Raw genomic sequence first — 24,400 nt, forward strand, 5'->3', positions numbered from 1 at the left:
TAGGGAATTTTTTTAGAGCAGATAGGGGCAGTCGGTGTACAGTGATTTCACGATTTTTAACCAAACACCCCGGGGGTACTCTCCAAAATAATATTTTTTAATTCTTTTGCATGTATTGTTCCCTTCTCTGCCAGCTCATGATGATAACGACACAACGCTATAAGGTTGGCATCCTCTAGCCTCTTATCCCATGCATCTGCTATAGGTTCTATATGATGTACCTCTATGTCTGTAAAGTTATATTGCATCTGAGTATTGTATAAGTTAAGCAAACATACTTGGCATAGATGTTTGTCACGATTTGCAATGTGTGCTCGCTTATTCTTCCATGCTCTACTCCATCTGAATCTATCAATGTATGTAGTATTCTTATTAACTAATGGCTTAGATGCACAGCGTTGACCACGCTTATGAATTCCACCGCAATAAGTACAACTCTTTAGCAATATCATCACCACCTTTTAGGCATAATAAAAAGCCACACCTTGTTAGATGTGACTTTCCGTTTAAATATTAATTAATCATTCCAATACTCTCAACATCTTGCAAGTATTCATTCACTCTTGAATCTTCCCTCATATATTTAAATATTGGCCATTCTCCCAATGCTTCTGTATCTAGTGAATCAGGGTTGTGACCTAAAATTTCAAAAAATTTGTCCGAGTTTTCTAATAAAGATAATTTTGCAAGCTCATAATGAGTTTGCAATCCGCTTACATCGCATTTTTTTACAGATTCTTCAATCTCCTTAAAATTCCCGAGTTCCTTCTCACATAGCCATATGTTCATCTGTGTAATAATTTTATTGGCGTGGTTGTCAGCTTCTGCATGTAAAAACTCATAAATAAATTTAGCAAACTCCCAATCATGTTCTTTCATTGAATCAAAAGCTTTTCCCATTATATAATCATATGCATCGTCATGGCCATTTTTATCGAACACTTTCCATGCTTCCAATAATAGTATCACTCCGAAAATTTTAACATTGTTAACAGCCTTAATTAAATAATCCTCAGAAATAGAAAGTCGCTGTCCTTTAGCTACATCTTGCGAGTATTCTTTTGAAACTTTATTTAGATATACGTTGTTTATTATTCCATCGTTATGCACAAATAAGTTTCTTCTACTATAAGCTTCATTAATCACTTCTGTAAAAAAATCTATTTTTTTTGTATTAACTCCTGCTTTATTTAAGTAAAAAACCCAACTTTTGAAACCTCCATACATTATATCGATAACTTCATTTTCAATTAAATGATCCAACGCCTCATCTATACTCTCAAAATCCATAAGATCTTTATATTTGATAGTTTTTTCTTTAGGATTAAAGGCGTTTGGAAATTTAGATAATCTCAACTTTATAATATTTGATATTAAATTTTCAAAGTATATCATTAAGCTAGTTAATGAGTTCCTAAATAGTAATTCTTGTTGTCTTGTAACTAAATCAGCCATCTTCATTACTTCCCCTACTTCTCTTTCCATTTGAGAATTAGAGATCTTAAAGTGGACTTCTGGAGTGTCTTTATATTCAACTTCTTTTGTAAAAATATTTACTCCTTTATCAGCAAATTTTTCATTTGCCTTATTAATTATCTGAATATCATATTCTCCTTCACTTATATCATTTGTTAATTGTACAACATCGCTTATAAGCTCCGTTGCAGCCTTGGTAAACTCATTATTCTCAAGGGATCTGCTCCTATAATTAATATTCATTAATTCGTCTTGAACCTTAATAAAAAGTTCTAAGGCTTTTAAATTTTGTATAAAATTATGAAATTCAGTTTGTAATTTTGCCAATTCAATTTCCCCTTTGCTATATAAAATACAGGTAAATAAATTAATCTTTAGAGAATACATCAAAACTAAAGTACTATAATAGTACAAGTATCACCAATTATATTAACCTATATTTTATACAATCTCAAACACATATTTACAGCAAAATACAAAAAGTTGTAATGTTACTATCTTTAACAAATATTTTAAATTCTCATGAGTATTTTTACTTGGCATATGTCTCTAAATTGCCTTAATCAAAGTCCATACACCCTAAAAACAGAGTTCTATATCGCATTCTACATTGGAATATTTTGCGATTTTCCTATTCTGCATTAATAACACACCCTCCTACCAATAGATTATAGGTGGTGATAATCACTTATTGTTTGATATATTGTTTGATATATTGTGTGATAGTACTCATAAGAATAAAAGACCGCACTAATTTGTACGGCCTCTTATGCTTGTTTTTAGCAACACACGTACAAGCGAACGTGTTTATTATTGTAAGCAATATTTTTCAACGCATTTCCGTGCGCTTTTTGATACTACTATCATATAACGGTTTTTCAATACTTAACATTGGTTTAACTTAAGGTAATATTATGTGAAGATTTTACTGTATAGTTTTCAGCGAACGATACCATACGTCTTATTTGTGCATGCTTATTATAAATATATTGAGCGCTATATCCTAATTCCTCAGCTACTTGTTCCAAGGTTTTATGGTCAATGTATTTACCAATTAATATTCTGTGTTCAAGACCCTCAAAGCTCTTTACTAACTTTTTTATATTGAATAGATTATTCATCTTATGGGCCAACTCCCATTCGATTTGTTCAATAATATCTTCTACTTTACTCCCTTGGCTTTCAGAAGTTAATTTCACTTTAGCTAAATCACCCTGGACCCATCGTTTCAATTCTGTTTTCGTTCGTTCTAAATTTAGATCCAAATAAGCAATTTCATATTCTAGCTCTCGATAATCTTTGAGCCAAGCAAATTTACTCACATTAAGCACCTACTTTCAATAAAGGTTACAAATTGTGTTACAACGAGTTTCAAGATATACGTAACCTTCTAAACACTGATATATCAACGCTTCTATAATTGTGGTTACAAATATACAGATTTTTAGGCTAGTTTCCTTTATATATTTTTTTATTTCCTTCCTTTTTTCTCTTTATTTATTTTTTATATACTTATATCTATTATTTATTTGTAACTAAAGAAATAATAATATTATAAATATATATATAATAAGGGTTTGTGACGGTTACAGATGTATTTTTTAAATTGTAACCGTCAATCTTTTAAAAACAGGAGTAAACCATTGATATACATAGGTTTGTAACAGGTTACTGATATTTCTACTTATCCTGTTACTTCATCCGTAACTTTTTTATAGACACGTACAGAATTCCCCATAACTTTAACCACTTTTGATTCCCAACCTTCCTTCTTCATCCTACGACCGAATTCGGTATTTCCAGCCGGTTTATGTCCCTCATCTTCACAGTAAGCTACGTACATTGCATAAACGTCCCTGGTCCTCTTTCCGTCGATTTCATCACTATATTGATACAAAAATGAAAGGGCACTATCAGATTGAATAAAGTATTCAATTGTTTGTTGTTCGATAGTGTCCGAATTGGATAGTTTATTTCCGTTTTTGCGTATTCGCTTAATTCCTTCGAGTGCTAATTTGAGTATGTAAGACTTGGCTGTATCACTCGAAAGTTTTTCATCTAAATTTTCATCGATAACTTTAACTTCTGCATCACAAGGAATGACAACTAAACGTCTACCAATACCACCTGACTTATCTTTAAACTGCGGCATCTTATTACAAGTAAAAATGAGAGTCGCCTTTGAACGTATAGTAATCGGAACAGAATAGATTGGTCGCAACATAACCGGATCGCCAGATGCGAGTGTTTTGAAATTGGCTGACTTGTCCAGGTATGATGCATCGATATCATCAGCGATGTTCATTAATTTACCAGACATGCCATAAACGGCTGTATCATCATCAAATTTATCTAATGGCACGTTCGTCTCAAGACCGTTTGTGAAAGCAGTTAACATTTTTAATAATGTTGATTTACCGTTATTCCCTTTTTCAGACTTATAAAAGAAAACTTTATGTGGAAAGCCTTTGGTCATTAAAATATGGCCAAACATTTCTTCAATCACTATCCGCAAATCTTTTCGATTACAAGTAAAGAAATCTAAGAATTGATCCACATGCTCGTCATAAGCATCCTCATCATATTGAACATCCAAAAAATAAGGTGTAAAACCGGCATCGATTATTATTGGCTCACCATCATCGATAATAACTCCATTTGGCAACTGGATAACAAAATCATTGTCCTCTACTACGTTTGATTTTATTTTAAATAGCTCAATTAGCTGCTTATGTTGGGCTGGCTTCAATTTTATATGCTTATCTATTTCACGCAGTAGCTTATTGGAATCGGTAATATAACGGTCCAGTTGCTTAAAATAAATTTGATTGTTGTAATAATGCAGATCCAGACGTTTGGCCAAAACTTCGCTCGTCATGACCATATCTTTTGGATTGAGCCATTGTTGCGAACTAGGTGCTGGCTTTTTATCTAAAACTGATTTAATCGTATTATTTAGCTCATCATCGTCCATTGCTTCGGCAAATACTTTGGTATTGATAAAAGTTGCAAGGACCTGCAGCGTCTCATTGTCGATCATATCGGTGCCATACTGCTCTAGCGTTGTGAGCAAATGACTGTATATTGCACTATTGCGCCCTTGCCCTTCTTTAATGCCTAGTAAATTATGTTTTAATTTAGAAGGATACAAGAGCAAAGGAAGCTCTGGTAACGTGCTCACATCTTCAAGATAATGAGCATTTTCCATTGGTCGAAGTTTGCCATTTTGCTTAATCGTAGCTTGTGAGCGTGTGCCTGTTTTATAATCGACTTTTAAACCGGCCACTGTTGTTTTATCTGTGTAGTTTTTTATTGGTGTTGTCATGCCCTCGGCCTTTGGACGCTTATACCAAAGGTGAAAACCTCGACTTGTTTCTACACGTAACGATGGATAGACAGAATAAATATATTCGGCAGCCTCTGAACGTGTATCAAAGTCCACGACCACTATATCTTTTGTTAAAATGACACCGGCATCTTTATAATTTTTATGATCTGTAGAAAATATGTCGAATGAGTGTTTAGGCTTCTTTTCTTCTAGCTCGATATAGCGCAATGGTTTTATAGTAGACTTCAAACCGTAGCACCTCCTTTCTTACTTTCTTTATTAATAACTTAAAAACCACAACTTTTTTCCGATATAATATGAAATATAAGGAAAGGTGGTATATCTATGAGCCAATGTCCAGCATGTGATCAATACACACTAGAAATTACTCACACTGAAGATGATATTGAAATCCGTTGTACAAATTGTGGATATGATGCAGATTAACAAGGGATATATTCCCTTGTTTTTTATTTAACTTCCACAGTACCATCTAAACCAACGTTATAAGGAACACCCTCATGCTCATCTTCTAAATCATCAATGCTCATTTGTTGTGGTTGTATTAATAAAGAAATATTCGTACCAGCTGCAGGATAAATGGCGTTTACTCTGTCTACATCCTCTGTTGCTACATTGAATTTGAGAACAGTCTTTTTATTGTCGCGCTGTAAGTTTACAAATTCAGCCTGAATCGACTCATATGGTCCCTCATCATCTGAAATTGTTAAAATGGTAATTTTACCTGTTAACCTTAATAGATCAGCAGCATGCTTCGTTTCATCTGATAAAATATGAAACATTAAAACTTCCTTTTTATCATCCTTTTGCATTTTCTTAAAAAGCACATTAATTTGAATATCGTTTGTTTGTACTGTTTCTGTTGTCATTGAACACACGCTCCTACACAAATAATTGTTTTTGAATCATTTTCACGTACCAATTTAAGTCAATTTTCCGTTTTTCAAAGTCTTTTAACTCACCATTCCACACAATAGCTTGCTCTGGACTATTAGAAACCTTTTGGTATTTTTCATCACGTACCTTAAAAACACCACCTCGCTTCGGATCTGTTGTTGCAAATATCCGATTTACTTTCTGGAGCTCTTTCATCTGCATTTGGCCATCTTCAAAAACCTCACACGTTATACCGTCAAATTTGCCAGCCTTCGCAACCAATTGAAAAGCCGTTAAATCCTTTTTAAACGTATTAATGACTGTCTTTTGGATAGGTATATCATGCATATAGTAATTGACCAGGGCTGCATCGATAATAGATAAACTATTACGTTCCCATGTCCCACCCTCGAAATTCTTCATAATCCCTTTGGCAACAATTTTCCCATCTGCATAACGGACACAATAATTATTGGCATCACGTTGAGCAATTTTATTAATCTCATTTACTTTGAAAGTTATTTCATAGTGTTTACTAAATCGCTCAATTACTTCATCGATAAACGGTCGAAACGACTTGTCCTCATACTTAACAATTAATCCATCTGTATTTGATTGAATAAGCTCTATAAACGGCTCTAATAATACAATCAAATGGGTAAGAATGAGTTGGCCATTTACTACGATGTTGTTAAATTGTTGTGGATCAAACAATGCATTAAATTCCGACTTGCAAGCACCTACTGCAGCATTGAGCAAAATTTTATATATTTCCTCTTTTGATTCACCTGCAGCTTGATACTTTAATCGATCCTGATATATTTTTTCGTATCGTTCAGGCATCTTGGCGGCTCTACTTATAAAGCCATTATTAATTTTTAATGTTGGAAAATACGATTTCGCATCGATGTGTAAAAAGTACCCTTCACTCAAATAATTTTCTTTCGCTGCATGCAATCCACCAAAGCCATACGTATGTGTTAATCCAGCAAGCTTATATTCAAATTGTCGTTTTTCTAAATCTGTTATGGATCCACCTTCTAAATAGGACACATGGATATTGTTATAAAAATCGACAACTGATTTTGGCAATTCATTTATTTTGAGTCTCTTGTCATAGCTAAGTTTTAATCGATCGCGCTTGTGGTCCTTCATTTTAAAGGCTTTTAATACGGTAGATGCTAAATTTGCTCTTGTCTTTTTTACATCAGATGGATGTAATTTGAACGTATCAATAATTTCAAATTTGGAAGTAAAATAATCTTCACGTTTTTGAAAGGCTTCTCCGGTGGCTTTTACATCGTTTTCACAATAATCAAGGATTGTTTGGACTTCCTCCGGTGTTAAATCCTTTTGGTCAAAATCAACAGGCGTTTCAATTATATTCATGCCTAAATTGGCCATAGCCTCTTTTAAAGAGAGTGATTTATTTATCAACTCTTGTCTTACATCCAAAGTAAGAAAGCCACAATTTACTTTTCTTTTAAATGTGCCAGCCATAATTTGTTGACTAATTTTATATGGGTTTTGGTCTGTTAGAATAGCCCATAAAATGATGTCGTCATAATAATAATTATTAAAGCCAACAAGAATATCTTTTGAAGAAAGAGCGCTTTGTAGGCGCTCTTTATCATTGTGTATGCGTATGATTCTATTGTTGGCCAGATTTAAGATGACACACATCCAATCATTAGGGAAAACCTCAAAATCATACACTTTGAACATATTATAATGGCTCCGGTTGGCTTAATGAGAAGTTAACGAATGTACCATTTTTAGATTTAGAATGCTTAATATCCATTTCGCATTGGGTGCCTAGTGCTTCCTTAAATGCATTGACTAAATCAGTCTCAGGTGAACCGAAAACAGAAGGGTCCAATTCGATGTTTAGTGCATATGCACATTTCATCGTTTGTTTTAATGCTCGTGCCATCATTTTTTCGGTGAAGAAGATCATTCCAAAATGTTTACGGTTTTCAAACCCTTCATTTAATAGTTCAAGATCAAGTTGTAACCATTCTGTGCCTTTATCATTTACACGCCATTGCACCTCTGAAAGTACAACATCATATCCACCCTCTGGAAGTGCCTCGTGATCGTCCACCGGTGATGTTTTAGGATCAAATCCCTCTGCTAATAATTTTTGAGCCATAGCTGCTAAGTTACTCATATTCTTCGTCTCCTTTGGTAATAGTGATAATAATTTTTTACATTGTTCTTTATCAAACATACCGATATGTGCCGTTTCTCGTGTTAATCCCATCATATCGGCTAATTGTTGATATGCTTTTGAACGACTAACTTTTCCATACTTCCACCGAACATCAAATCGTGCATGGCACAATTTACGTAATTCCCTCAATTCAGCATTTGCCATTGTGCCAAGTGGCGTTTTACCTCGCCCATGCGTGCCTACCCTAGCATCACATGGCCTACATATATATAAGTTGGTGCGATAATCCGTGCCATAAAAATCTTTCGAACTGATAAACTCAGCTTGTTCTTGGCAATATGGACAAATCATTTAGTACGTGGAGCTCGCGGTGCCCTTGGAGCACCTGGTCTCGCTGTACGTGGTGCTTTTACAGTTGTATTCGGTGCATTGGCTGGCGGTGGGTTGTCATTCACATATTGTTCGATGCCAGGATCACTATTATTTTCAGTAATCTTTTGTTTTAATTTTTCTGCTTCTTCACTCTGAATAGATTCAGCTCCACCATGATAGTTAACACATACATCACCTGATTCAGTTTCAAATTGCGGTTCACCACATACAGCGCAATACATTCCTGTATACTTTGGCTCTACATTTGTTTCTGCCGATACTTCCTCAGCCAATTCATTTAGTGTTTTCTTTTCTTCTACAGGTGTTGTAGATTCTTCTACTTTAGGTTGTGGAGCTGTAGCATTCCCTTTATCAAATGCACCGATAACAGAATCTAAAATATTTAAAATACGCTCGTCTTCAATCCAGTCACGTTGATAATTTTTACGGCGATCTACAACACGACGAAGATATTTTTTACCGATTTTTTGGCACATAATGTTTAAATCGCAGTTACCATTTACAACATTTAAATCCTTATCCCCTAGTGATGGGATTGGCTTTTCAACGTTATTTTCAAGCTTAGTAGCATAACGGCTGATATAAATAACGTTCATCGGTAGGGCTTTAAGTCGAACCACAATAGAAGTAATGAAAGTTTTACGTAAACCCCAGCCTTTTCCATATGGAACGTCACCAATATAATCAACGTCGTTTTCTTCGCAAATTGCTTGCTCAATTAGGGTTACTAAATCATCAATTACATCAATAACCACAGTTTCAAAACCATGACCGCCCTTTTCCAAGTCTTTAATAAGCTCTAACATTTGTTCAACAACAGTCTTTTTAATTGCACCTGTCTTTGGATCACGTTCATTTTTCAAATCAACTGATGGTGTTTCAATTTGCGCTGCATTCCCATCTGTATTGAAAATAACTGGATTAGGAAACTCACTAGCTAAATAGGATTTACCATTCATTGTTGGTCCCCAGATGAAATAATTACGTGGTGTTTCAATTGTTTTCTTTGGTTTGTTTGGTGGTAGTGCCATTGTTATTTAGCCTCCTTCACTTTTTTCATAGAAATTTTTGCATAGCCCTTTTTAGGTGTTACTTTTTCAAACCTTTTAGCAATTCGTGGATGTGATTCACGTAAAGCTTTTGAATCTATTGAGGTCGATTCAGTAGGAAGAACCAAAGTAATTGTGCATTGGTCCGTTTCAAATGATTTCACTTTGTGTTCCATCATTAATTGATAAAGTTTGTCCTTTATAGCTTTGTACTGCGTTTCAATCTCTTTATACGATTGCATTTGCACCTCGAATGCCTCTACCTTACTAGCAACAATAGCAATCTCATTTTTTTCTTCTAAAGTAATAGAATAAAAATCAGCTTCGGACATTTCCGGATTTTGTTTCAATGCCTCGCAACGTTTCCAGAACAACTCAATGGCTTGTAAAATTTGATTTGCGTATGCTTCGTCAAAATGGATGACCTCAATTTTTAAAAGCTCTGGGTCGAATTCAGCATCGAAATTGTCTGGACGTTCATATAAAGCCAACCATCCTGCAGGTAAATCAAATACGTACATGTAAAGTTGCATTTGTGCCTTGTAAACTTCCATTGTTGGTTTTTTCCCATGTGTTTTAATTTCAAGTAACAACAATTCCGTTTTATCAGCACCATCACAGTTACCACGAATACCAAGTTCTTTATCTATCACAGTATCCGGTTGAAAATTCGTTTCGTTTATTACATTAATATAGTCACGAATTTGTGGCTCCATTGTTTGTCCATATACCGTATATTCATTTCCTTCAAATACAGTTGGTACTAATCCCGTTTTTTCTTTTGCAAGCTCGTATTGTGATTTGTATTTGCTTAAGCCTAAAATTATAGGAACGTCCGAACCTCCTACAAAAGAACGGCGGTTTTCAGTGACATTTTTATCATCTGTTTGGAACATCTATTTTTCTCCCTCCAAAGCAATCTTTATTTTGTTATGAATTTCCTCCACTTGTTTTAAGTAGTTTTTCAAACCATTTATAGCTTTTTTATCAATCAATAACTCTTTGTTAACAATTACAGTTAAAGCGTTCAAAATGGTATTAGAATAACCTTTAAATCGCCACTTAGATGTTGTCTCTTTGGTCGTTGGATTATAAACTTCTTCAAGACGTTCAATTTGGACATTCAGATTGTCGTATTCTTTAATACGGACAGTACCCAAATCAATGAGTATGGGTTTTTCCTTTGTTTCAGCCATCTGCCTCACCCCTCCAAGTAACGAACAAACAACTCATCCGTGAAATCTTTCTTTGTTTTCAAGGCACCGTATATTAATTCCTCGATTGTATCTTTGGTAATGAAATGATAGACTGTGACCTTTTTATCTTGGCCATTACGATACGCTCTACCTAATGACTGCTCGTAATCTTGCAAGCTATAAGTTGGTGTATAGAAAATAACAAGGTTGGCATATTGCAATTCAATTCCTGCAGCACCAGCCTGGTATTGAACAAGGGTCACACTCCCCTTTAACTTTGGCCATGTATTACGAGCTGGCAGTTCAGATCGTTGACCACTCACCTCGAACACTTTTTTCTTCAACTTAGTCATTAATAAAAGCAGCGCTTCTTTTTCAGCCTTAAAGTTATAAAAAATAATAATGTTTTCATTGGTACTTTCAGCTAGCATTTCAATATATTCGAGCTTGTTCTTTTGATTGGCATAGAATCGTAACCCCTGTGCAAGCTTTGGATAAGTGTCGTAGACAACCTTTTCACCATCAACTTCTAAAATGCGATCTTTCTTTAACTTCAAATACTCATTGGATCGCTTGAAAAATACGTCTTCAATAACCATTGGCGGTAAATCCAGACAATCATCCTTAGATAGTTTCACACTAAAAGATTGATACATTTGTTTGAGCACATTTTCACGTGTCCACCCAACAACTTTATTCACTCGGCGTTGACCAAGATAAAGTGTGTCAAATACTCCATATTCCCGCTCAAATTGCGTTTTACTTTGCGCCAAATTAAACATAATGAAATAGTTTATTGTATCGCCCCACCCATTGCTTGACGGTGTTGCAGATAAGAGTACAAAATAAGTACTGGCTTTAACTAAGTTTTTAGCAGCCTTACCACGCTGTGATGTGGATGTTTTTACATAATGGCATTCATCGAATATGACAAACCATCCTTTATATTTCTTCCAATCTGCAAATAACTTGCCATAAGACAATAGATCGTAACTAATTTCAATACCGTAATAATTAGCGACCGTTTGAATATCCCTATCCCATCCACCTTCTTTTATTTTTTGTGGTGGTGCCACAATCAAAAGTGGCTCTCCATTGCTATGGAGCAAATAATGGTGAATAGATAAAATAGTTTTCCCTGTGCCAGTATCAAGCGCATATAAATAATTTGCTTTTGCTTTCTGTAGCACATCTTTTTGATACTCATATAACATGGAATCGGTCGAGATTATTTCGGACATCTTCGACACTGTATGCGACAAATGCTACACCTCCAGCAGCTTGAATTTTTTCGATATTGTATTTTTGTAGCTCGCTCACAACGCCACCTGGTCGCTTTACTTCAATGCCTACGAACTTTCCATTGATACAAGCTAGGATGTCAGGTATTCCTGACTTTTGAAACATGTCGCCATGCACTTTCATCCACCAATAACCTTGCGAGTCGAGCCATTTCTTTATTTGATTTTCAATTGTTTTTTCGAGTGGTTTTCTCGTCATACTAGGAAACAACCTCCCGATTTGATATACTGATTTCAGATAAATTATTTTGATTGGAGCCTATGACCGGTGCAACGGTATAGGCTCTTATTTTTTGTCCACTACAATAGTTCCTTGCTGCCATTCGGCAACGAACTCATGAAACTTCCAGCCTTTATTGGCTAGATTATGTTTTACGAAATAATCACCCAAGACTTCTAAAAGACAATCATTCATTAGACTCAACCCCTACCATTTAATAGTTAGACCTAAGCCTGAAAGATGCCTACTAGCTTTGTAGCCATTCTCTAGTAGTACCGATTGAAAAATGGATACAATTTGTTTGTCTGTATTGTGGTAATATGTGTACTCACAAAGACCTTTTTCAGCTTGCGTTTCAATCCCTTTAATAAGTTTTTTAAATTCATCGCTTTCCAATGCATTTGCCTTCAATTTACTAAAATTACTACCAGCAACTTTTTTCATTTCATCTGCAGGTTGAAGTTTCATCACTCATTCACCTCCTCTCAATGCCTGGTAAACTTTCTTTGCATATGCAACTTGTTGCTTAATGTATGGATCTGTTTCTTTTCCACCACTCGCTAGCCAGTCACCTATTCGCTGTTTAACATCTGATAGAACGTTTAAAGGTAACTCGCAGGCAATTTGGTGTAGCTCATATAATGGCGTAACACTTGTTAAGGCTTCACCGACTAATGCAACTGGTACTGGTTTAATGTTCATTTGTTTTCACCTTCTGTATTAGTAATTAGCCAATCTTCAATAGTTTGACGATGAAACAAAATACGACCACGCACTTTTTTATGTGGAATCTCATTTTGACGAGCCATAGTGTAAATAGTTGTTTTACCTACACCAATTAATCCAGCAACTTCATTAACTGATAAAGTTATTTTTTCCACGACTATCACCCCTTACATTATAAAAATTCGGTATTACCGAGATTTCTCGGTAAAAAAATTTGCTCCATAGATAATTTAAAATAATCACTAAGCTTAAACATTTCATCAGCTGTAAATTCGACCTCTCCTCTTTCTTTCATTCCGTACGAACCTACGCTAATACCCAATATCTTTGCTACATGTTCTTGATAAAGTTTATTTTTTTTACGGAGCATCAGCAAATTCCATTGCATACGTTCACCTCCTATGCACCAATTCTATTCGGTATCACCGAATAATGTCAACAAAAAAATTCACTTATAACGAATTTTTTAGTTTTGAGTACAATATATTAATGGTATACTCGTTATAAATAAAGATAAAATAAAAGCAATAATAATAAATTTTGATAAATGTTAATAAAAAATTCGGAGGTTTATGATGGATAAGATAGAAAAAGACTTAGCTATATTTGTAGGTGAAAAAGTTAAATTTTTTAGGAAGAAAAAAAAGATGACTCAAAAAGAGTTAGGTGCAAAAATCAGTAAAAGCGATAATACCATTTCTAATTACGAAAAGGGTCTTATCGCTCCATCTCAAGATGCTTTATTTGCTTTGGCTGAGGCATTGGATATTAAAGTTGATGATTTATTTCCAAAGAGGGATACTTCTGAATCACTACATCAGGCATTACTTGATTCAAATGAAAATTTCGATATAAACGACATGTTATTTTTAAAACAACTAATGGAATACATTCAAACACTTGATGAAAACAGTCGTAAACATTTACTTGGAAATATTGAGATTGCGGTTGAGCTTTTCAAAAAGCAGCATTAATTCATTGGAATCTTTACCTGTCTTAATTGCTTTATTTTTCAAATTAATAAATTCAATAAGTAACTTAACTTCTTTTTTGTTCATGCTACGCTCCACCTTTTTATAGTAAAAATTATGTAAGAAATGAGGGTGTCAATTGACTTATCAAGTCGGTAGATGCCAACTTCGAGAATTGCTCTTAAAAAACGATATGACACAAGTAGAGTTAGCTGAAAAATTAAGTATTATGCCTCAACAAATACAACATTATATTCAAAATAATCGAGTCATGTCGCTAAAAGTAGCAAAAAACATATCTACAATTCTTAATTGTAATATTGAAGAACTGTACGAATGGATTGAAGATGGCACTTAAGAGTAGAATTTTTCTACTCTACCCGACCTAAAATAAGTCAATTGACTTATTAACACTATACCAAATTTCTTTCACTCATAGCGTATTTATTTGGAAGTAAAGCAAAAATATATAAATTACCCTTTAATTGTTTTTTATTATATCATAAAAAGGAACGAATGTTCCTATTTTTTAAAAAAAATAAAAGGAGTGGTCTTTATGGCGAATATTGTACAGAGAGGCGAAAATTCATACCAGTTCACTGTAAGTCTTGGAAAGGACTCTAGAGGCAAGTACCCACGTGTTACAAAAACATATATCGTGGAGAACAAATTTACACCAAAGCAATTAAAAGAGTATTTGGATAGTGAATATCTAAAATTTAAAAACGAAGTATTATCAGGAAATTACATTCAACCACAAAAGATGATTTTCTCTGATTTTGCTGAAGAATGGGAAAAGAAATATGCATCTACACTTGGAAAAACTACTTTTGGAAACCACAGGAGAAAATTGAGAGACCATATACTTCCAGTGATAGGGCATGTGGAAATGAGTAAGATTAATGAAATGATTCTTCTTGATTTATTATCAAACTTGAAACGCAAAGATGGTAAAGAAGGTAATTTATCGTTTCATTCTAAACAAGATATCTACCGTACCTTGCAAAGCATATTTAAGTATGCAACAAAATGGAAAATAATAAAAAATAACCCTATGGACGGTATAGGAAAACCAAAAGCTACAGATACAGAAGAAGAAAATGGAGATTTAAAAGTATATGACGAAAATGAAATAGTACAATTAATGCAACTTTTACAAAGTGAGCAACCTATTTGGAAACTTTTTTTTACACTTGCATTAGTGGCTGGGTTAAGACGCGGAGAATTGTTAGGTTTAGAGTGGAAAAACGTAGATATGGTTAACAATCAAATCGAGATTAAGCAAGCAATAGTTTTAACTGAAAACGGACCTCATATCAAAAAAACAAAATCAAGGACATCTAAACGAATTGTTACATTACCTGTGAGTATGATTGAAGAATTAAAAACCTATCGAAAAAAATGGGTAAAGGATAAATTGAAGTTTGCTGATAAATGGGAGGAAGAAGAATACGAGTGGGTTTTCTGCAATGAAAAGGGACAACACTTGCACCCTTCTAGTCCAACAAATAAATGGAGTAAGTTCCTAAAAGTTAACGAATTTAAATATATTCGATTGCATGACCTACGTCATACATCTGCAAGTCTTTTAATAGCTCAAGGTGTGCACGCTAAAATTATATCTGAGCGTTTAGGGCACTCTGATATATCAATTACGATGAACACATACGGTCATGCTTTCAAGTCGGCGGATCGTGCAGCAGCTGATAAATTAGAAATTCTATTCCAACCGCAAACTAAAACCAACTAACAAATTTAATTGATGCAAAATTGATGCAAAATTGATGCAAAACTTTTTGATAATTTGTAATTCAAAGAGGTAAATGCTGATAAACTAAACCATGAAAACCGCGTTAAATCGGCGTTTACGATAAAACCCGATAATCCTCAACAAACATATATCCACATTTGAGGAGTGGTGGTTTAAAACTTTCTATAATAACTACGGCATACGCGGCTTTTAACTTTACCATTAGAGCCTCAAGGCTTCAAAGCGACTCACCCTTCTTTATTGGAGGGTGAGTTTTTTATGTAAAAAACAACGTTAATACAAAGCTTTTTTATATAATCATAATAGATAATATTTAGCAACACACTTATGTCCCACCTTACGGGCCTTTCTTTCCCCTTTTTATCTACAGGTTTCTTAAAAAAAGGTAATAACAAAGAAAGGAACTGACCCCAATAGGTATAGACAAATAAAAAAAGCATCTTCCAAACTTTCTTCATGAAAATTTTCTCTAATTAAGCTATCTATGTATTGTTGCGCTTCTGGATTATTATCAAAAAAATTCCCAAATTTGATAGGCTACTTAAAATTCTTCATTCTAATACTCTTTTTTCATTTCAGCTTGCAAAGCTAATTTATTACCAAGACTCATGATATTATTTGCTTGTTTAAAAAAATGAGCGCCTGGTTATGTGTTTTAGTGGCTTAATAATTTTTCTAATCTGTGTTTTCTAGGCTTGATTAACATACATTAAGACTAAATCCTCCCGAGCTGTAGCAACGGTCAAATCACTAAAGTACTCGACTATCTTTTCCCATTTCACTACTCTGATTTAATCTTTAGCCAACAGCCTTTTAGAGTTGTAACATTCTTGTGAAAGGTCATATAAAAGTTTATCCAGTATTGGTATTGGTAAATATACATTGCGTCATTTTAAGGTTTTCAATCACCTTGTAGTTACGTTGTAATGTCTGTACTGCCATATCATAAACTACATATTTATGAAGAAGTCGTCTTTGTTCAAAGCTAATCATACAACTGAACGCTCCTTGTGAATAATTGGAGCAACTGCTAAAACAACTGATAGTAAAAGTACGCTTTGCTCGTTTTGTAAAACAGTACGCTTGAAATGAATCACCCGTAATCTTTACAAGCTTTACTCTCCTCCTTGTAATTTCACCGCTTTTTGACATATACATCATGTTTACTAATTGATTACGTTTCATAACTTTTAGCAGTTGTTCTTTGATTACAGTACACTCTCTCGACAAGAATATTCGTTCGTATTTATACCATAACTATTGTTCGTTTTTTAAAATTTTTGCGAAATAAAAAAGACCAGGCTCACAAAGTGATAACCTGATCCTTATAGTAATAGTATATGTGTTGACACTATGATTATATTGATAGAATACTGAATTAAAAAATGTATAAAATACCTTATATTTAATATACATACAAAAAGCCGCAAAACGTTGATTTAACATTCATTAGTGACTTTCTGTTGTATTTCCAAACTTCCATTTGGGAACCTATATTAGATTTACTATATATAATATAATATCATAAATAATTAATTATTTAATCATCCAAAAATTTTGTAGCAATTATTGCATTGTTGCTTAACAAACACGGAATTCCATCAATTAATGGATATGCTAATAAACTCTCTTCAGAATAATAACACCCTTTAATGAACTTTAATGGAGATTTTGTAACTGGACAACAAAGAATAGCTGGTGGTTTATGGTCGTCTTTTTGTTTTTCTATCACTATAATATTTGCTGGATTTAATGGGTTCATATCATTATTCAATGCCTTATTTAAAAGAATTTTGTATCCTAATTGATTTATCTTATCTTCTAATCCTTTTATATACCCTAATCTATCCATTCTTTCTTTTGCTTCACTATTTGCCCCTTCATAATAAGGCTCTACTAAGACCACATATTTACTTGCAACTCTATATAGTTCCTTTAATGCTTCTAATTCTTTGCCGCCATTAGGTTCTAAAGCATGCACAGTATAGACTAAATCAATTGAATTATTGGCTAAAGGCATATTAAATAGATCACCTGTAAATAATTCAACTTCTGATAATTGACCTTCTTCTAATAATTTTTTAGCATATTTTATTCTCGACCATGATAAATCGAAACCAAAAATTTTGTCATAGTTTACACGACTTGATTTAATAATCTCTAATAATGATGTGGCTTCCCCAACACCTACTTCTAAAATAGTTTTACAACCATTTAAATCATCTAACACTTCAATAAGATTTTTTAAGTGATGTTTTTTTGCATTTGGATTTTCTTTATAAGATTTTGTATAATTACCTGCTTGAAAATCATAACTAATTAAAATATCTTCTATTGAATTCGAACTTGTATTAGATATTTTCTTTAAATATTGAATAATATTTTTATTTTCATGCTTGTAAAGATATTGTATTCTGCTTAACAAATTTATTTTATTCATTTCAACAACTCCCCTAAATATTACCACCAATGATGAATTTCTACTATCTTATGCATTTAACCTATTTATTACCCTTTTTACCCAATCATTTAATTTCGTTATATATATTTACATATTTTATTGTAATACATTTATATTTAAAAATAAAATATCCGTAAAAAGTCATTTGGGCACATTTCTTTCCTTAACATTGTAAATCCACTTTTTTCGCAGATATATCTTAACAAAGTATACTTATAATACATAAATATTCCAATGTTTTTTTAAAAAAAGCCCAGACTCAAAGTTAATTGAGTACCTGGGGCTTCGTCATTGGTATATGCGTGTTCATTTGTTTGTTTACAATGACATTAATAGATTACTACATCATTCTCAACAAATACTCAACAATACTATTTATTTACTACATCTTTGTTGAATCGTAATCTACAAACCAATCAAACGATCCGTTGTCATCACAACACTTAGTAAATCCTTTAAGTGTGATTCCTGTATAATACCATCCTTCACAGCCTGTGCAATAAAGCTTTCTGTTTCAGTTTTCATAGCTGGTGAATCCGGATACCAATTTGTATTTGCCACTATAATTTCCTCTTTCTTATCTTCCACAATAAATTGGACTTTCAATTTGCTATTACTTGGTAGGAGTACTTGTCCTTCTAACTTGTAGCCTTTAGGCATCTTCCAATTCGCTTTCACTTCAAAGTGTGTACGGTCAATTGCATTTGTCCATGTTCCGCCCCATTCAATACCTAGCTTTTCGCAATGGCTCCTACTCGACTTAATGTAGTGACATCATACTATGATTGTGGAGGACCAACCGCAATATCCCAAGCTAGACTTGATTTATGATTGCTGTTTAATGTCCAGGTAACAACTTTCCCTGGGCGCGTTCGTCCCTGTGTATACAGATAATGTTGCCGTGCTTGTGAGCGATATGTTTCAGTGATGAAGATGTTCTAAATGCCCGCCTTGTAGCACTCCTGAAATAGCAATCTACACGCAGTTTGTACTCTGGGTAAAAGCTCTGCAAGTCTCGGCATGTAATTGTGACACTTGTCATTTGCATCATCCTTTTTTATCTTTATCAATTTGAAGTTGTGTAAATACTTGATTTCTAACTTACCGAGATTCTCAATCAACTGGTACCTTCTAATGCGTAATCTAACGCTGTATTACAAAAAGTGAACTTAATTAGTAGTGAAGACGCCCCAGTTACTTATTACAACAATCAAGAAATATATAGAACGCTATATAATATCTTTTAGTACGCTGTAAAACAATAGATTCAACCGAGTAGTACTAGGTTTATTAATTAATTACCTTTATCATAAATAATATAATCTTGAATTGTAATTTGTTTTGATAGCGGTGGGAAAAGCATTCCAAATGAAGCTTTATTACAAGTCGAATATCTTTGAATAAAAAAAGCCCAGGTTCAAGATTAATTGAGTACCTGAGCATTTGATTATATTTATCATCCTGTTTCTAGCAAAAGAATACTGGAACTATTTACTCTAGTTCATATGTCACTATTTTCATAACAATCTATCCAAAAATGGTTTTTAAAACAGTAATACTATACATAGTATATTTACCACTTTTATCATAAGCGTAAATTACAACTTCTCCACCTGGCTTAATTCCTTTTATTCTAACTCCATCTTCTATTTTAACATAGCTTGAACCTGATTTTACTTCAACTTTGCTCATGCCCCATAAATCTATATAACGATTTACCACCAAATCTTGTTTAACAAAATTGAAACAATTAGAGTCATTCTTACAATCTTCAATACTAGCTGCGTAAGCATTCTGTGTGTCCGATAATGAAACGAACATCAAAGTAGAAAGAGCTAAAGTAAAAGCTAGAATTATTTTTGAGAATTTTTTCATGTTATTCACCCTTCTTTATGTAAAAAGTAGATTTAAGATACTATAGCAAAAAAACACTATATAGTTATTTTTATACTAACATTCCTTAAATTAGAAATCAATTATTTTTCCGATATTTGGATTTTTCAATAAAGGTTTTAGCCATTATTTTTAAGACAGAAAACTTATCGAACCTAAAAGACAGCAAAAAGAATGCATCGAAAAATGCGTAGAACTTCACTCAGTCTTTCAATCCTACTCAATTTAATAACTTACTTAACAAATCCTCATGCCATTCATTATGATTCTGATTGACAACTACATCTTCTTTAATGAATTTATCCGCAGACAACTCTTTTAGTGTTAACAGCGGTATTAGTGGATAATATAATTCCTCAACTTCGTAAAGGACCTCAAATGCTAAATACTCCACATTGTGCGTCTTAACTTTTTTAATAAAAACATCCCAATTTATATCCTTTGACTTAATTAGCCGATAGATATCCGTATATTTAAAAAGAGATACATCCTTGTTATATTTTTTATCCTTATAAACGTCTACACATAAAGAGAGTAACGTATCTTCCCATAACAAAACTTTAAATTGAACCCCATCTATTGTTAATATTTGTACATTTTTTAGCAATTCTTCCGTTACATCTTCTTGAAGATTACGCTCACCGAATGAATATGGGAAAAATTGCAATCTAATTTTAAATATACTTAAAAATTTCATCTCGGTGGATTTAACTAAATCAAGCGGTTTTAGGTTTTCAAGTATCCTATCCCCAGTGTCCAAATTCACATTAGCGTTATATGGCATGTAACCAATAGACTGTAGACATTGTACGACCTTGCCTTTATCTTTATAATTCACTAACACCTTACTATCGTAGTACGGACTGTGAAGACTGTCCTTATAGATCGTTTGGCAATTTGGCAGCCCGTCTAATAAAGCATACGGAATTTCTGCTCTATTTAATATTTCTATCAACTGTAATTGATGTTGTAACTGTTCATTGGCGATCTCTTTGTGCAATTTATATTCTAAATTAGCCATTGTTTTTAATTTTACATACCCGTATTCAAAGTTAGTTTCATCCACTATGTACTTTCTTATAATTACAGATACATTTGGGAAAATATGATGCATTTTTAATAGCCCTATTACTCGTACCCAATCTAAAGGCATTTTAAGTAATTGTTTTAAAGTATCAACCTCTACATACGATAAACTTTCTTTCGAGAGTAATAATATAAGATTATTTTCCCAATCAGTATATACCAATTACTCTTTCCCCTTCCATTTCCCAATAAAATTGAATCAAACTATGACAATATAAAAGGAAAAGGCACCTATAAATGTGCCTTTCTCCATAACCATTCATCTATTCAATTTATTTAACGACTAATAGAAACAAATCCATTACTAACTAAACTTTTCTTGGATAGGCGTTTCTTTAGCATTCACTCGATACGATTCTACTACTGATATACATGCTAGTATTCCAGCAATAGACATTAGAAACCAAGCTACATTGGAACCTAAAGTTGTAAACACAAAACCAAAAATTAATGGTCCGACAGCTGCCCCTAGAGAAACACCCATTTGACTAATAGCAGTTGCTTGCCCTTCTCTTCCAGGATAAGCAGCTCCTGTTACATAGTGTAGTAATCCAGCCCAGCCCCAGCCACCACCATAGGCTAGAATAGCCCCTACTACTTGTAGAGTGTGTGAAGGCATGGTTAATGCTGCTGTACCTAATGATCCAACGATAAACATTGATAGTAACAATATTTTTTCAAGCCCTCTAAAACGGTCAATTGCTAACCCAGCAAAAACCCTTACTAGAATATTTGTTATCGATGCAACTGCGGCCACCATACTAGCCTTTACTAATGTAATTCCTCCATGTGTTAGAGACGTAATCAAAAATCCACCTAAGCTATTTCCAATTGCAGCGCCTAGGCCACCTGCTATCGCCAACAACATTAAATGTCTATTTAAGCGTAGTTTTGTTGCATTTTTCTTTTTAGCATTGCCATGTTCATCATCTTTTGAATTCATCAGTAAGATTATGCCATAGAATAAAGTTAGTCCAGCAACAAGTCCGAATAGATTTCTCCATCCTATAGGCACCGCTAAAAAAGGAACAGAAAGGCTACAAAACAAAGTTGCTGCAGGTATGGCTGCTTGTTTCAACCCAAACGCAAATCCTTGAATCTTCTCCGGGCACCGTCTGATAATTAGCATATTAGTAAATGGTTGACTGTACCCGTAGACAGCTCCCCCAAAAGCAGCACCTACCCATAACCCAATTTCCGGATATACGAACGTTAAGAAAAGGCTGAATGCAGTAACTAGAACTGCTATACCTATTATCTTATCTATGGAATGATGGCTATTTATTTGCCTACTAATATAGGCTCCCATAAGAGATCCTAACCAATATAATGTTATTGTTACGCCTATAGCTCCAACACTAAATCCTGTATCCTTCCTTATTAAATCATTTACTGCACCTGGTAAAAATACAGGAGTTGAAGTCAAAATCGTAACAAAAACTACGGTTAGCGCTGTGAAAACACTTCTTGATGTTTTTCTTTCTGATTTATTATGCTCTAACAAGAATTTTTCTCATCTCTTTCTCTTTGTTTTCGTGTTCTGCATGTAATAGACTAATAATTTCTCGTGCAATTGCATCGGATTCACATAATGTAACTGAATTAACCCCAGGTCTAATACCCGCTGCAGTAACCCAGTGAACGCCTTCAGTTGGAACACCAAAAGCAAACCTTCTTGCATGCTCTTTGCCCTCACCGTCTAAAACTTTGTTAAGAGGTCTACTTACAGCTAATCCCCCTGTATCATAAATCAAACCATTGCAACTAGGTATTTTATAAGTTTGACATTGGTTTGTTTTTAACAAATAGGACATTAATGGATCCGCATTTCGCTTTAAATTTGTCTCAGGAAGACGTGCTTCAATGAGGGCCTTAGCCTTTATATCACTATTGTTAACGAAAGGTGACACAGCATAAAATATCGATTCTTCTTCCACTACTTCTACTTTAAGTTTTGGTCCGATAATGTTAACAATTCCTGCTTCCATCAAAGCAATCATTTGTTCAATTCTAATTGCTGGTGGACCAATCGAAAAGAATGCATTTAACGGCGTATACCAATTCTTTAATTCGATTTTATACGAATCTCCATTAATACCTGCGTAATCTACGATAAGACGAATTTCATTACGTAAATCTCGTAACGCGTCTAATGCCGATTTTAAAGGACTGGTCACATTACCTCTTTTGGCCTCCTTTAAGTCTAAAGAAAGATAATGAATTAACCAATCATTAAATTCTTCGGGATTATCATAAAAATGATTTTTGACAGGATTAGCAAGCGTTTCCCAATCCCACATTAAATCATCAGGAATGCCAAAGTCCTTTAAAATGCTTCTCTCATGTTCACTTCCATAGGAATAGAGACTATATTTAGCCTGAAACTCCTGTCCAGCATTCAAACCTGATTTCTCTTCAATGATTGCCTTGTAATAAATCGTTTCTATTTCTTTCGCAATAAGTGGCCATACATCATTTTTAAAATCTACGGCTTGTCCGTCTAGCGTTTGGTTATGAAAGTTCTTAATCACCTCTGGAGTGATATATATTGGTGTGTGTCTGCCTGATGCACCCTTCTCATTTTCACCACGAGCGTGATATGGAATGCCTCTTCGAGAACCTGCATAGATGATAGGCTCTTCCCCTGAAGCTTGGTATACTAATTTGTTTCCTGTTCGTATGAATTGCCCGCCTCTTCCCTGTGTAAACAGTGACATGTAATCGAAGAAATTCAAACCGAGTCCCTTTAAAATAACAGGCTCTCCTGCTTTTATGCACTCTAATGAAACATCGGCTGGATTACTCGGGGTAATATAGATCATTCCCTTTTCAGCTGCGATTTTTCTTAATTTCTCTTCTTCTGGAGATAAACTTACCGGTGTATGACCTTGCGCTAACACGACAGCGTCCACTCTTAAATGAACATTATCCTTTTCAAGCTGTACAATCTGGCTTCCATCATATGCATCATCAATCGCAATAGCTCGTGTTTGATGAGTATATACCATGACGTTACTTGGCATAGTTAAGACAACTTCTTTAAATACCCATTCCAAGTAGTGACCATAAAAGGCACGTGTAGGATAGGAATCTGGTTTTAATTCTTCTGCCTCTCTCATGACTAATTCGCTATATTCCAAATTAGCATTCGCTATCTTTGTTAAAGACTTAGCCCATTCATACAAACAAGGACCTTGCATAATAGGACCTTCACATTCAACACTAAAATCCGTAAACAAAGTAATTTGAGAAGCTACTGTGTTCATCAATAACGTTTTCGACTGATTTGTTCTCCACACTTCGCCAGAACCTGGAAGGAAAGGGTCTATCATATAAATTTCAATTTTACCTGCATAAGAGTCTTCTTTAAAATTTGTACGAAGTCTTTCTAACACAGAAAGTCCTCTTGGTCCGCAACCTACTAAAGCAATTCTAAAAATATCTTTTGTCATTTTAAAA

The 24,400-nt window shown here is 34.0% G+C and carries 26 protein-coding genes and 1 pseudogene; 3 read left to right on the forward strand and 24 right to left on the reverse strand.

What is annotated here, in order from left to right; genetic code table 11:
- Window positions 1-56 precede the first annotated feature (56 nt).
- From LS41612_RS23735 to LS41612_RS21275, 17 genes are all read right to left on the reverse strand, one after another.
- A complete protein-coding gene (locus LS41612_RS23735) occupies window positions 57-452 on the reverse strand; it encodes an HNH endonuclease (RefSeq protein ID WP_105928937.1) in 396 nt (131 codons plus the stop codon).
- 61 nt (window positions 453-513) lie between these two features.
- Window positions 514-1,803: a hypothetical protein gene (locus tag LS41612_RS21205; RefSeq protein ID WP_024360929.1), complete on the reverse strand. Its 1,290-nt coding sequence runs from the start codon at window positions 1,801-1,803 to the stop codon at window positions 514-516.
- Between the two features lie 569 nt (window positions 1,804-2,372).
- The gene (locus LS41612_RS21210; protein WP_024360928.1) at window positions 2,373-2,798 is read right to left on the reverse strand and encodes a hypothetical protein; all 426 of its coding nucleotides are present in this window, start codon (window positions 2,796-2,798) and stop codon (window positions 2,373-2,375) included.
- A gap of 362 nt (window positions 2,799-3,160) precedes the next feature.
- Complete coding sequence (locus LS41612_RS21215; RefSeq protein ID WP_233433816.1) at window positions 3,161-5,053, reverse strand: DNA primase family protein; 1,893 nt, start codon at window positions 5,051-5,053, stop codon at window positions 3,161-3,163.
- A 221-nt stretch (window positions 5,054-5,274) separates the two neighbouring features.
- Entirely contained in the window at window positions 5,275-5,694 is a 420-nt protein-coding gene (locus LS41612_RS21220) for a hypothetical protein (protein WP_233433817.1), read from the reverse strand.
- A gap of 13 nt (window positions 5,695-5,707) precedes the next feature.
- Entirely contained in the window at window positions 5,708-7,426 is a 1,719-nt protein-coding gene (locus LS41612_RS21225) for a hypothetical protein (protein WP_024360925.1), read from the reverse strand.
- Between the two features lies 1 nt (window position 7,427).
- Complete coding sequence (locus LS41612_RS21230; RefSeq protein WP_024360924.1) at window positions 7,428-8,225, reverse strand: zinc-finger-containing protein; 798 nt, start codon at window positions 8,223-8,225, stop codon at window positions 7,428-7,430.
- Window positions 8,222-9,298: an AAA family ATPase gene (locus LS41612_RS21235; protein ID WP_024360923.1), complete on the reverse strand. Its 1,077-nt coding sequence runs from the start codon at window positions 9,296-9,298 to the stop codon at window positions 8,222-8,224. The genes LS41612_RS21230 and LS41612_RS21235 overlap by 4 nt, the downstream gene beginning before the upstream one ends.
- 2 nt (window positions 9,299-9,300) lie before the next feature.
- Entirely contained in the window at window positions 9,301-10,212 is a 912-nt protein-coding gene (locus LS41612_RS21240) for a YqaJ viral recombinase family protein (protein WP_024360922.1), read from the reverse strand.
- Window positions 10,213-10,512, reverse strand: coding sequence for a hypothetical protein (locus LS41612_RS21245; protein WP_024360921.1), 300 nt, complete (start codon window positions 10,510-10,512; stop codon window positions 10,213-10,215).
- Window positions 10,513-10,517: 5 nt separating this feature from the next.
- Window positions 10,518-11,774, reverse strand: a complete 1,257-nt coding sequence (locus LS41612_RS21250) for a helicase-related protein (RefSeq protein WP_233433818.1) — start codon at window positions 11,772-11,774, stop codon at window positions 10,518-10,520.
- Window positions 11,716-12,012, reverse strand: coding sequence for a VRR-NUC domain-containing protein (locus tag LS41612_RS21255; RefSeq protein WP_024360919.1), 297 nt, complete (start codon window positions 12,010-12,012; stop codon window positions 11,716-11,718). The genes LS41612_RS21250 and LS41612_RS21255 overlap by 59 nt, the downstream gene beginning before the upstream one ends.
- Window positions 12,013-12,099: 87 nt before the next feature.
- The gene (locus LS41612_RS23740; RefSeq protein ID WP_255313818.1) at window positions 12,100-12,228 is read right to left on the reverse strand and encodes a hypothetical protein; all 129 of its coding nucleotides are present in this window, start codon (window positions 12,226-12,228) and stop codon (window positions 12,100-12,102) included.
- Between the two features lie 12 nt (window positions 12,229-12,240).
- Window positions 12,241-12,504: a hypothetical protein gene (locus LS41612_RS21260; RefSeq protein WP_024360918.1), complete on the reverse strand. Its 264-nt coding sequence runs from the start codon at window positions 12,502-12,504 to the stop codon at window positions 12,241-12,243.
- Window positions 12,505-12,735, reverse strand: a complete 231-nt coding sequence (locus tag LS41612_RS21265; RefSeq protein ID WP_024360917.1) for a DUF6877 family protein — start codon at window positions 12,733-12,735, stop codon at window positions 12,505-12,507.
- Window positions 12,732-12,914, reverse strand: coding sequence for a helix-turn-helix domain-containing protein (locus LS41612_RS21270; protein ID WP_024360916.1), 183 nt, complete (start codon window positions 12,912-12,914; stop codon window positions 12,732-12,734). Before LS41612_RS21270 ends, LS41612_RS21265 begins: the two co-directional genes overlap by 4 nt.
- A gap of 17 nt (window positions 12,915-12,931) precedes the next feature.
- On the reverse strand, window positions 12,932-13,147 hold the full coding sequence (locus LS41612_RS21275) for a helix-turn-helix transcriptional regulator (RefSeq protein ID WP_024360915.1): 216 nt from the start codon (window positions 13,145-13,147) through the stop codon (window positions 12,932-12,934).
- A gap of 184 nt (window positions 13,148-13,331) precedes the next feature.
- On the opposite strand from LS41612_RS21275, the gene LS41612_RS21280 reads away from it, so the two are divergent.
- The 3 genes from LS41612_RS21280 to LS41612_RS21290 all read left to right on the forward strand — a co-directional run bounded on the left by LS41612_RS21280 (window position 13,332) and on the right by LS41612_RS21290 (window position 15,480).
- Window positions 13,332-13,733 (forward strand): helix-turn-helix domain-containing protein, encoded by a 402-nt coding sequence (locus tag LS41612_RS21280; RefSeq protein ID WP_080653265.1) that lies wholly within the window; start codon window positions 13,332-13,334, stop codon window positions 13,731-13,733.
- Window positions 13,734-13,869: 136 nt separating this feature from the next.
- Window positions 13,870-14,088, forward strand: coding sequence for a helix-turn-helix transcriptional regulator (locus LS41612_RS21285; protein WP_024360913.1), 219 nt, complete (start codon window positions 13,870-13,872; stop codon window positions 14,086-14,088).
- Window positions 14,089-14,286: 198 nt separating this feature from the next.
- Window positions 14,287-15,480, forward strand: coding sequence for a tyrosine-type recombinase/integrase (locus LS41612_RS21290; RefSeq protein ID WP_024360912.1), 1,194 nt, complete (start codon window positions 14,287-14,289; stop codon window positions 15,478-15,480).
- A 1,561-nt stretch (window positions 15,481-17,041) separates the two neighbouring features.
- On the opposite strand, the gene LS41612_RS21310 is transcribed toward LS41612_RS21290, so the two are convergent.
- The 7 genes and pseudogenes from LS41612_RS21310 to LS41612_RS21335 form a co-directional block, all read right to left on the reverse strand.
- The gene (locus LS41612_RS21310; RefSeq protein WP_024360910.1) at window positions 17,042-17,941 is read right to left on the reverse strand and encodes a methyltransferase domain-containing protein; all 900 of its coding nucleotides are present in this window, start codon (window positions 17,939-17,941) and stop codon (window positions 17,042-17,044) included.
- A gap of 426 nt (window positions 17,942-18,367) precedes the next feature.
- Window positions 18,368-18,523, reverse strand: a complete 156-nt coding sequence (locus LS41612_RS23595; protein WP_233433819.1) for a hypothetical protein — start codon at window positions 18,521-18,523, stop codon at window positions 18,368-18,370.
- Window positions 18,524-18,667: 144 nt separating this feature from the next.
- Window positions 18,668-18,727 (reverse strand): annotated as a pseudogene (locus tag LS41612_RS24000) (hypothetical protein); the annotation flags it as partial.
- 762 nt (window positions 18,728-19,489) lie between these two features.
- Window positions 19,490-19,837, reverse strand: a complete 348-nt coding sequence (locus LS41612_RS21320) for a BLB8/JUQZ-1 family protein (protein ID WP_024360908.1) — start codon at window positions 19,835-19,837, stop codon at window positions 19,490-19,492.
- Between the two features lie 238 nt (window positions 19,838-20,075).
- Window positions 20,076-21,104: a nucleotidyltransferase family protein gene (locus LS41612_RS21325; protein WP_024360907.1), complete on the reverse strand. Its 1,029-nt coding sequence runs from the start codon at window positions 21,102-21,104 to the stop codon at window positions 20,076-20,078.
- A 141-nt stretch (window positions 21,105-21,245) separates the two neighbouring features.
- Window positions 21,246-22,445, reverse strand: a complete 1,200-nt coding sequence (locus LS41612_RS21330) for an MFS transporter (protein ID WP_024360906.1) — start codon at window positions 22,443-22,445, stop codon at window positions 21,246-21,248.
- Entirely contained in the window at window positions 22,432-24,393 is a 1,962-nt protein-coding gene (locus LS41612_RS21335; RefSeq protein WP_024360905.1) for an FAD/NAD(P)-binding protein, read from the reverse strand. The genes LS41612_RS21330 and LS41612_RS21335 overlap by 14 nt, the downstream gene beginning before the upstream one ends.
- Window positions 24,394-24,400: the final 7 nt, after the last annotated feature.

This window comes from Lysinibacillus sphaericus (genome assembly GCF_002982115.1).
GTDB classification, from domain to species: domain Bacteria; phylum Bacillota; class Bacilli; order Bacillales_A; family Planococcaceae; genus Lysinibacillus; species Lysinibacillus sphaericus.

Bases quoted from the DNA above. Each gene is read 5' to 3' on its own strand.
- LS41612_RS23735 (WP_105928937.1), bottom strand. From the start codon at position 452: ATGATATTGCTAAAGAGTTGTACTTATTGCGGTGGAATTCATAAGCGT.
- LS41612_RS21220 (WP_233433817.1), bottom strand. From the start codon at position 5,694: ATGACAACAGAAACAGTACAAACAAACGATATTCAAATTAATGTGCTT.
- LS41612_RS21225 (WP_024360925.1), bottom strand. From the start codon at position 7,426: ATGTTCAAAGTGTATGATTTTGAGGTTTTCCCTAATGATTGGATGTGT.
- LS41612_RS21230 (WP_024360924.1), bottom strand. From the start codon at position 8,225: ATGATTTGTCCATATTGCCAAGAACAAGCTGAGTTTATCAGTTCGAAA.
- LS41612_RS21235 (WP_024360923.1), bottom strand. From the start codon at position 9,298: ATGGCACTACCACCAAACAAACCAAAGAAAACAATTGAAACACCACGT.
- LS41612_RS21240 (WP_024360922.1), bottom strand. From the start codon at position 10,212: ATGTTCCAAACAGATGATAAAAATGTCACTGAAAACCGCCGTTCTTTT.
- LS41612_RS21245 (WP_024360921.1), bottom strand. From the start codon at position 10,512: ATGGCTGAAACAAAGGAAAAACCCATACTCATTGATTTGGGTACTGTC.
- LS41612_RS21255 (WP_024360919.1), bottom strand. From the start codon at position 12,012: ATGACGAGAAAACCACTCGAAAAAACAATTGAAAATCAAATAAAGAAA.
- LS41612_RS23740 (WP_255313818.1), bottom strand. From the start codon at position 12,228: ATGAATGATTGTCTTTTAGAAGTCTTGGGTGATTATTTCGTAAAACAT.
- LS41612_RS21265 (WP_024360917.1), bottom strand. From the start codon at position 12,735: ATGAACATTAAACCAGTACCAGTTGCATTAGTCGGTGAAGCCTTAACA.
- LS41612_RS21275 (WP_024360915.1), bottom strand. From the start codon at position 13,147: ATGCAATGGAATTTGCTGATGCTCCGTAAAAAAAATAAACTTTATCAA.
- LS41612_RS21280 (WP_080653265.1), top strand. From the start codon at position 13,332: ATGATGGATAAGATAGAAAAAGACTTAGCTATATTTGTAGGTGAAAAA.
- LS41612_RS21290 (WP_024360912.1), top strand. From the start codon at position 14,287: ATGGCGAATATTGTACAGAGAGGCGAAAATTCATACCAGTTCACTGTA.
- LS41612_RS21310 (WP_024360910.1), bottom strand. From the start codon at position 17,941: ATGAATAAAATAAATTTGTTAAGCAGAATACAATATCTTTACAAGCAT.
- LS41612_RS21320 (WP_024360908.1), bottom strand. From the start codon at position 19,837: ATGAAAAAATTCTCAAAAATAATTCTAGCTTTTACTTTAGCTCTTTCT.
- LS41612_RS21335 (WP_024360905.1), bottom strand. From the start codon at position 24,393: ATGACAAAAGATATTTTTAGAATTGCTTTAGTAGGTTGCGGACCAAGA.